The 1,172-nt window shown below is 71.4% G+C and carries 1 protein-coding gene and 1 pseudogene; both read left to right on the top strand.

The window, feature by feature from the left end; genetic code table 11:
- A pseudogene (locus AOK09_RS36870) lies at nucleotides 1-632 on the top strand (telomere-associated protein Tap); the annotation flags it as partial.
- A gap of 26 nt (nucleotides 633-658) precedes the next feature.
- Complete coding sequence (gene tpg / locus AOK09_RS36875; RefSeq protein ID WP_055591508.1) at nucleotides 659-1,147, top strand: telomere-protecting terminal protein Tpg; 489 nt, start codon at nucleotides 659-661, stop codon at nucleotides 1,145-1,147.
- Nucleotides 1,148-1,172 lie beyond the last annotated feature (25 nt).

Here is a 1,172-nt window from a genome sequence, read left to right on the forward strand (position 1 = left end):
CCAACCCGCCACCGCCGTTCGGCAACGGCCCCTACCTCAAGCCCTGGTACGAGCACCTCACCCGCGGCTACCTCGAGACGATGGCCGCCCTCGGCGTCACCCCCGGCATGGACCCCGACGCCTTCCTCACCGCCATGGCACAGCTCACCGACGACGACTTCAAGGCCGAGCACGCCACCGACCTGATGGTGCTGGCCGCGATCAAGTCCACCTTCAAGGGCGCCATCGGCAAGCTCCGCGAACGCCCCCACGAGATCGGCCGCCGCGCCGGCGACCCCCACGCCCCCTGGCCCGCCCTTAACCGGCCCACCTGGCGACCCGACATCCGCGCCGCGGTCATCTCCCGCTCCCGCGTCAACCTGCACCGCAAGATCCGCGCCACCCTCACCGCGACCGGCGCCGCCCCCCTGGCCGTCCTGACCGACTGCGTCGTCTACGCCTCCCCGACCCCCGACATCCGATGGCTGTGCGGCCACAAAAGCGGCTTCCACCTCGGCCCCAACCCCGGCTACGTCAAGGAAGAGGGCATCCAGACCATGCAGTGGTACCTCGACCTCGCCGAGCAGGCCCAGATCAATCCCGCCCGCCGCATCAAGGCCGGCACCGACGCCGTCCTGACCGGAGGCGAGTGACCCATGGGCCAGGTCATCGACGCCCTGTGGGCGATGCGCTCCCAGCTCATCGGCGAGCTGTCCACCACCGCCAGGCCCACGGTAAGACCCGGCAGGTCGCCGAGCTCCTCGGCGTCCACCCCCACACCATCCGCCGCTACCTCAAGGGCGAGCGCAAGAACCCCCCGCCCGCCTTCGCCGCCCGCCTGGACGAGGAGGTCCGCAAGGCCTTCCGGCCCCGCCTGGGCAAGCGCGCCGATGCCGCCATGCGCGCCCGGGGACTGCGCGCCAACCTCACCGCCCGGTTCGGATTCACCGGCGCCAACGGCACCAGCGACGACCGCCGGGAACGCCAGCTCAACGAAGACCTCACCCCCGCCGCCACCGCCGCCCTCCTGGCCGCCCGCGACGCCGGCGACGAAACCACTGCCCAACACATCCTCGGCCAAGGCGTCGCCGACGCCTACTTCCAACTCCAGGGCACCGGACTGGACGTCGAGGTGACCGACCTGATCTTCATCAAGTTCGAGCTGTGACCACCCCAGCCCCCACCCCGAGGAC

Source organism: Peterkaempfera griseoplana, from assembly GCF_001418575.1.
GTDB classification, from domain to species: domain Bacteria; phylum Actinomycetota; class Actinomycetes; order Streptomycetales; family Streptomycetaceae; genus Peterkaempfera; species Peterkaempfera griseoplana.